Here is a 6,670-nt window from a genome sequence, read left to right as displayed (position 1 = left end):
GGATCAACACCTTCGGCGCCATCCCCCGCAACGGCACCTACCTACGCAACCCCGCCGACAGCTCCGTCTACGCCATCACCAACAACCGCAAGAAAGCCCTCAGCTACGACGAATGGGTCGCCCTCGGCAAACCCGACCCCACCAACGCCCCCATCGGCTTCATCAACACCATCCCCAACGCCTGACCCGAAGCATGGCTGGCCGGGCTTTCCAATGACGGCCCGAACGAGATCACTGGACACCCCCGAAAGGAATCACCGATGAACCGGACCTCCGGCAGGAGTTCCCGCGCCCGCCGCACGTTCACCGTGACGGCGCTCGCCCTGGCGAGCCTCACCGTGGCCGCCCCCGCGCCCGCGAACGCGTCGGCCGCGCCGCCGGCGTTCCAGCTTCCCTTCCCCTGCGGAGAGAAGTGGCAGCTCAACAGCTGGGGGCACGCCCCCGCGCTGGACATGGTCAAGGAGCCCAATCAGGTCGGCACCGACGGAGCGAAGCTCATCGCACCGGCGGCCGGTACCGTCGTCCAGTCCTTCTTCCACTCGAACGCCGGCAACATGATCCAGATCGACCACGGCGGCGGCTGGTTCACCACCTACATCCACCTGAAGACCAGGTCGGTCAGCGTCAACCAGCGCGTCACGCAGGGGCAGCAGATCGGGCAGGTGGGAGCCACCGGACCGACCTCCAACGGCCGCCCCCACCTGCACTACGAGCAGGCCTTCGACGCCAACGGCGACGGGCGCGCCAGCTGGGGCGAGGCGAACACCGAGCGGGTCCGCCCGACCTTCAACGGCGTGGAGTACGGCCAGAGCAACGGCCGGGAGTGGAACGACGTCGCCAGCGCCAACGGCTGCGCGATCACGCCGGTGGAGGGTCGTCTGTACCGGGAACCGAACGGGACGATCGCGGTCGTCGCGGGCGGCGCCCCGGTCCGCTTCACCAGCATGGACGAACTCAACGCCTCCGGCTACGAAAACGCCCCCCTCACCAACGTCCCGGACGGCTGGCTCAACGCCCTACCCCAAAGCCCCCGAAACGGCACCTACCTCCGCGACGCCTCCAACGGCTCCGTCTACGCCACCGTCGGCGGCGCCAAATACGGCCTCAGCCAAACCGAATGGAACGCCCTGGGCCAACCCGCCTCCGTCAACGTCCCCATCCGACTCCTCAACACCTACGGCGCCATCCCCAAAAACGGCAGCCACCTGCGCGACCACACCGACGGCAGCATCTTCGTCATCGCCGGAAGCGCCAAATACGGCCTCACCCCCGCCCAATACGACACCCTCGGCAGACCCGCCGCCACCAACGTCCCCATCGGCTTCATCAACAAACTCGGCACCGACCCCTCCCCCGGCACCTACCTGCGCAACCCCGCCGACAGCTCCGTCTACCTCACCGTCGGCGGCGCCAAATACGGCCTCAGCCAAACCGAATGGAACGCCCTCGGCCAACCCGCCTCCACCGACGTCCCCATCGAATGGATCAACACCTTCGGCGCCATCCCCCGCAACGGCACCTACCTACGCAACCCCGCCGACAGCTCCGTCTACGCCATCACCAACAACCGCAAAAAGGCCCTCAGCTACGACGAATGGGTCGCCCTCGGCAAACCCGACCCCACCAACGCCCCCATCGGCTTCATCAACACCATCCCCAACGCCTGATCTGAGAACGGCACGTTAAGGCCGGATGGTTCCCGCCACGCGCTTCGCGCCGAGCGAGCCATCCGGCCATCGCCCGGAAGAGATCACTGCGGCCTCCCGAAAGACCACCGGCGATCGACATCACAATGGCGTGGGACCGATTGACGCGCGACGACCCCGAGCGTGTGCCCGAGGTCGTCGCGCTGCCGCGTGACTCCGGCCCGCTGCGGGCTGGCGACGAGAGCGAATACCCAAACCGGACAGGGCCAAGGATTCGGACCCCCTCCCGCCTGCCCCACTGCCCCCCGTACGTGTGTCAACGAGCCCGCTCGTCAGCACCAGAGCCCTGCCCCCGCACGTCGCCGCCGGAGCTGTGCTGCATTTCGCTGCTGTACGGCAGCAGTGGCGATCACGCCTCCCAGGCGTACGCCGCCGAACCGTCGCCCGCCGTCCAGCGCGCCCAGGACCTGGTCGCCGTCCTGGACGACGTCTACGGCATCAAGGCCGACGTCCGCGAACTCGCCTCCGGCAACGCCGTCGTGACCGTCTTCCTCGGACTCCTCGCCTACACCGACGGCGAGACGTTCTGGTGGACCGGCCCCGAGCGCGACGACTCCCGTACACCCGTACTCAGCTCCGAGCTGACGCTGCCCGCCGCCGCCGAACAATCCGCCGAGCACTACCGGATCCTGCGCACCCGCCCCGCCACCAGCATCCTGGCCAGCGAACTGCCACTGCTGGCCGACACCCTCACGGCCGATCATGTTGTCCCACGATGACATCGACACGGCCCGCGCCGCCAGGCCGACCGGGACGAATCCCGAGGCCACGCTTCTCACGCGAAAAGACTCAGCCATGTTCCACGGCACGCCGGTGAGCGGACGGCTGAGCGCGGCCTTCCTCCGGCGCGGCGCCGTCGCCGCTCTCCGGCTCCTGCGCGTCGAGCCGCGCGGACACCGGATCCACCCGAGGAGTGCCGTCGCGCTTTCAGGTGGTGCATGACCAGGGGCCACCCGTGGGACCGGATCCGACCACATGGCCCCGGACGTAGGGGCGCGAGGACCGGTCGCGAGGATGGTTCCCCTGCCAACGTCCTCCCACGAGGGCACCACCGTCCAACAGATGACTACTTTACGTAGTCATCTCACCACCAAGGAGACATCGTGCACCCGCTGACCGAGATCCTCCTGGCCCGGTTCGCCGAAACCCCCCTGCGGATCGGCACCCGCACCTCCACCATGGCCAAGATCCAAAGCAACCACGTCGCCGAACTGATCACTCAACTCGTACCCGGCGTACCCATCGAGATCGTGCCCACCCAGGTCAGCGCTGACCTCTGGCCCGGCAACCTCGCCGAAATCGGCGGCAAAGGCGCCTTCAGCAAAGAGATCGACCGCGCCCTGACCAGCAGCCGGATCGACATCGCCGTCCACTGCGTCAAAGACGTCCCCGGCGACGTCCCCCTCGCCGAAGGAACCGCGTTCGGCGCCTACCTACCGCGCGACGACGTCCACGACATCGTGGTCACCCGCGACGGCACACCCCTGGCCGACCTGCCCCCCGGATCGCTGATCGGCACCAGCTCCGTACGGCGTCGTGCCCAGCTCAGCATCCACCGGCCTGATCTGCGGACCGAACACATCCGTGGCAACGTCGACACCCGCCTGGCCAAACTCGACGAAGAGGGCGGCAAGTACGCCGCGCTGATCCTCGCCCGCACCAGCCTGCTCCGCCTCGGCCTGCTCGACCGCCACCACGAGATCCTGCCCCTGGAATTCCACACCGCCGACGAAGGCGTCGTGTCCATGATTCCGCCCGTGGGCGCCGGTGTCGTCGGCATCCAGGCCCGTAGCGGCGACGCCCCCGTCATGCGACTCCTGGACGAACTCGACCATCCGGCGACCGCCCGCCACATCCTCGCCGAGCGGACCATGCTGCACATGCTGTTCGGCCACTGCAACAGCCCCATCGCCGGGCACGCCTCCACCACCGCCGACGGGAAGATGTCGCTGTTCGGCATGGTGTTCAACCGCGACGGCAGCGCCTTCGTCCGCTCCCACGCCTGGGGAGATCACTCCGACCCGGCCACCCTCGGCGCCCGCGTCGCCGCCGACCTGCTCCACCAGGGCGCCCGCGACCTGATCACCGCCACCCGCAAATGACCGGCCCGGACCTACGGCCCGTCCCCGTAGAGAGGCCGTACGGTTGTGCCGTCACCGCCCACCTCCTCGTCCTCGACAAAGCGGGCCGCTGGCTCATCCTCCGTACCGCCGGGCGGCGATCTCGAACAGACCGACATCGGGCTTGCGGATGCCTTCGAGTCCAGAGAGCGCGTGGGCATCGACCGCCTCGGCCAGTGCCGTCCGCTGAATCTTGCCGAGCTGGTTGTCCACCGTCCCATCGATGACGATCACAACCTTCCACTCTGACGCACGCAGTCGAACCAGGCCGTCCATGACCTCGGGCCGACAGCGCACCAGGTACGGCATGCCCCTGCGATAGCGGTCCCACAGCTCCTCAATCGGCTGTTATAGGGCGAAGTGCTCACGGCCCCTGGCGAAGAAGGCCTCACGATGCGGATAACCCGTCTGGTCGAGGGCGACGAGCCAGTCAACCGCCTCGCGACCGAGGCCGTACCGGTCGGCGAACTCCGCAGCCCACCTCTGAAACGCCTCGTCCAGGTTCACGAGCGTGTTGTCCAGATCAAAGAGCGCGAGCCGTTGCACGATCACCAGCCCTACGGGCAAATTGTCCTCTCAACCGGTGGCCGATGGGTACCGGGCCGCCGTGAGGTCGTCGGCGAGGTCCTTCATGGCGAGGTCGGCGTTCAGCGCGGTGACCACCGCCTGCGTCAGCGGACGGAGGGCGTAGACGTGCCGCACCGCATCGAGGTCCACGGGGATTTCGTAGTAGTCCTCGGCGAATCGCTGAAACGCCTCCGCAGTCGGGTCGACGAGCCGAGCGAACAGGTGCGTCGCGCCGTCGGAATCACCGGCGCCGTCCGGGTAGTCGATCTCACCCACCTGCCAGCGGTCATCACCGGTCTCGCGCCACAGACAGGCGGTCACGACCGGCATGCCGTCCTCGTCGCAGAACGCGGGCTCGGCCACGCAGTGGCGGAAGACCTCGGGAACGAAGTCGAGCACCCCCGGCCACGGCCCGTCGTTGCCGTACGGACTCATCACCGCCTCGTGGTCGAAGCCGCGGATGTAGGCGCCCGCCGCCGAAAAGACGATGGAGTACTCGTCTCCCGAACCGTTCCGCATCGAGGCCATCTCCTCCCCAGGACTCCAGTGCGCATCGAAGGAGTGGTAGCGACTGGACCATTCCGGGCTCAGGACGGCCTCCAGCACTGCCATGGACCGGCACAGGTCACGAAGCACCGGGATATCGGGCAGCAGTCGGGCCACGTCGTAAGCGGTCATGAGCCTCATCCAACCGGATACCTGTGACATCCTCCCCAGCGCGTCCTTTTCCCAGGCATAGGGACCAGCAAGAACGGCGGCTGAGAGCTGGGGCGGCATCGAGGGGCGTTCAATCTGCGGTTCGGTCTCGCACCACTTCTCGCTGATTCCGGCGCTCCCATGGAACAGGTACGAAACAGAGGCAAAGCCGGAAGGCAGCTGTGGCGATGTCGAAGAAGAGCTAACCGCTCCATCATCGACGGCACCGTCTTCCGCTTGTCCCAGCCGGTCCGCCAAGCCGCCTCGGAGGCCGGAGCCACCAAGCCCGAGCACTGGAAGTGGCGCGCGGCGAATGCTCTACCGCTCTTCGAGGACCAAGCAGCGGCTGGCACCGTCCCACGCGGATTGCCGCTGACGGCCGCATCATGAATCGTGGGCGGTCCCTTCAACCGCTGGACCGTATCCAGCCGGAAGCCTGGCCACCACCAAGGCGATGGCCTCTTCAGCGCTGTCGACCTCACCTACGTCGACATCACGCGCAGGCCCGGAGACTCGGTAGCGCCCGTCATCTAACGGATCAACGAACGGGATGTTCCGCGTGTACGGGTACCCCGTACACACGCTGAAGTGGAGGGACCAGATGGCTGGATCGAGGATCACGCCATGGAGATTAAGCCGGGGACGCTTGAGGACTACCGGATCACCATCCGCCTCTACATCAAGCCCTTCATTGGGAAGACGAAGCTTCAGACGGTCCGGCCTGCCACGATCACGAAGCTTTACCGGGATCTGCTGGCCAGGGGCGGACGCGGTGGAAAGCCACTGGCGGTGTCCACCGTCGTCCACACGCATGCGATTCTTCGCCGGGCCTCGTGACGCGGTCGAGGTCCACGAGTACCTCAGCAGTTCGCCTGTGGACAAGGCCAAGCGTTCCCGCGGGAACTGGAAAGAACCGGGCATGATCTGGACCTCGGCCCAGCTCCGGACGTTCCTCGGGCTGGCCCGCTCGCATCGGCTGTTCCCCTTCTTCCACCTGGCCGCATATACGGGCGCGCGACGGGGCGAGCTGCTGAACCTCCGGTGGCCCGACGTCGACCTGGAGGGACGGCAGATCACCATCAAGGGCTCAACAGGCGTTGTCGACGGTAAGCACATCGCAGGTACCACGAAGAGTGGCCGGACTCGCGTGGTCACCCTCGACCAGGGGACAGTGAACGTCCTCCGAGCACACTTGGAAGCGCAAGAAGCTGAGAAGCTCCGGGTTGGCGACGTCTGGAAGGGCGAAGAGAACGGCCACGTTTTCACAACCGCCTGGGGGCCCCATCTATCCGACCACCGTGACGGCGCTACCGGGCAAGCTCATCAAGGCGTACAACGAGCCAGAGAACAAGAGCCAGATTCCGACCGAACCTCTGCCCTCGCCCGTCTCCACGACCTGCGGCATATCCATGCGACCACGCTCCTATCGGCCGGCGTCCCGGTCCACGTAGTGGCTGCCCGACTTGGACACTTCGATCCGGCGATCACTCTCCGCGCCTACGCCCATGTGATCCGCTCGGCGGAGACTGCCGCCGACGGCTTCGCCAAAGCTCTCGATTAAGAGATGGTTCGGCCTCTTAC

10 protein-coding genes are annotated in these 6,670 nt (G+C 66.9%); 6 read left to right on the top strand and 4 right to left on the bottom strand.

Translation table 11 applies throughout. The features are described 5' to 3' along the window. From ACW9TB_RS38485 to hemC, 4 genes are all read left to right on the top strand, one after another. The coding region (locus tag ACW9TB_RS38485; protein ID WP_472753057.1) for a hypothetical protein at window positions 1–185 on the top strand (185 nt) is incomplete at its 5' end. 75 nt (window positions 186–260) lie between these two features. After that, entirely contained in the window at window positions 261–1,667 is a 1,407-nt protein-coding gene (locus ACW9TB_RS38480) for a M23 family metallopeptidase (protein WP_472753056.1), read from the top strand. A gap of 290 nt (window positions 1,668–1,957) precedes the next feature. Beyond that, the gene (locus ACW9TB_RS38475) at window positions 1,958–2,425 is read left to right on the top strand and encodes a hypothetical protein (RefSeq protein ID WP_472753055.1); all 468 of its coding nucleotides are present in this window, start codon (window positions 1,958–1,960) and stop codon (window positions 2,423–2,425) included. A 384-nt stretch (window positions 2,426–2,809) separates the two neighbouring features. Beyond that, window positions 2,810–3,808, top strand: coding sequence for a hydroxymethylbilane synthase (gene hemC, locus ACW9TB_RS38470; protein ID WP_472753054.1), 999 nt, complete (start codon window positions 2,810–2,812; stop codon window positions 3,806–3,808). Between the two features lie 93 nt (window positions 3,809–3,901). On the opposite strand, the gene ACW9TB_RS38465 is transcribed toward hemC, so the two are convergent. The 4 genes from ACW9TB_RS38465 to ACW9TB_RS38450 form a co-directional block, all read right to left on the bottom strand. Next, window positions 3,902–4,135, bottom strand: a complete 234-nt coding sequence (locus tag ACW9TB_RS38465) for an HAD family hydrolase (RefSeq protein WP_472753053.1) — start codon at window positions 4,133–4,135, stop codon at window positions 3,902–3,904. Between the two features lie 39 nt (window positions 4,136–4,174). Beyond that, window positions 4,175–4,378 carry a hypothetical protein gene (locus ACW9TB_RS38460; protein WP_472753052.1) on the bottom strand — a complete coding sequence of 68 codons (204 nt, stop codon included), beginning with the start codon at window positions 4,376–4,378 and terminating at the stop codon, window positions 4,175–4,177. A 24-nt stretch (window positions 4,379–4,402) separates the two neighbouring features. Further along, window positions 4,403–5,071 carry a hypothetical protein gene (locus ACW9TB_RS38455; protein ID WP_472753051.1) on the bottom strand — a complete coding sequence of 223 codons (669 nt, stop codon included), beginning with the start codon at window positions 5,069–5,071 and terminating at the stop codon, window positions 4,403–4,405. A gap of 402 nt (window positions 5,072–5,473) precedes the next feature. Next, on the bottom strand, window positions 5,474–5,710 hold the full coding sequence (locus tag ACW9TB_RS38450) for a DUF6193 family natural product biosynthesis protein (protein ID WP_472753050.1): 237 nt from the start codon (window positions 5,708–5,710) through the stop codon (window positions 5,474–5,476). Between the two features lie 3 nt (window positions 5,711–5,713). On the opposite strand from ACW9TB_RS38450, the gene ACW9TB_RS38445 reads away from it, so the two are divergent. Together ACW9TB_RS38445 and ACW9TB_RS38440 are read left to right on the top strand one after the other, a co-directional pair. Further along, window positions 5,714–5,926 carry a tyrosine-type recombinase/integrase gene (locus ACW9TB_RS38445; protein WP_472753049.1) on the top strand — a complete coding sequence of 71 codons (213 nt, stop codon included), beginning with the start codon at window positions 5,714–5,716 and terminating at the stop codon, window positions 5,924–5,926. A gap of 37 nt (window positions 5,927–5,963) precedes the next feature. Continuing rightward, entirely contained in the window at window positions 5,964–6,650 is a 687-nt protein-coding gene (locus ACW9TB_RS38440) for a site-specific integrase (protein WP_472753048.1), read from the top strand. The last annotated feature ends 20 nt before the right edge of the window (window positions 6,651–6,670 follow it).

Source organism: Streptosporangium sp. H13245 (assembly GCF_055690525.1).
This window is presented reverse-complemented; position numbering and strand designations above follow the sequence as displayed.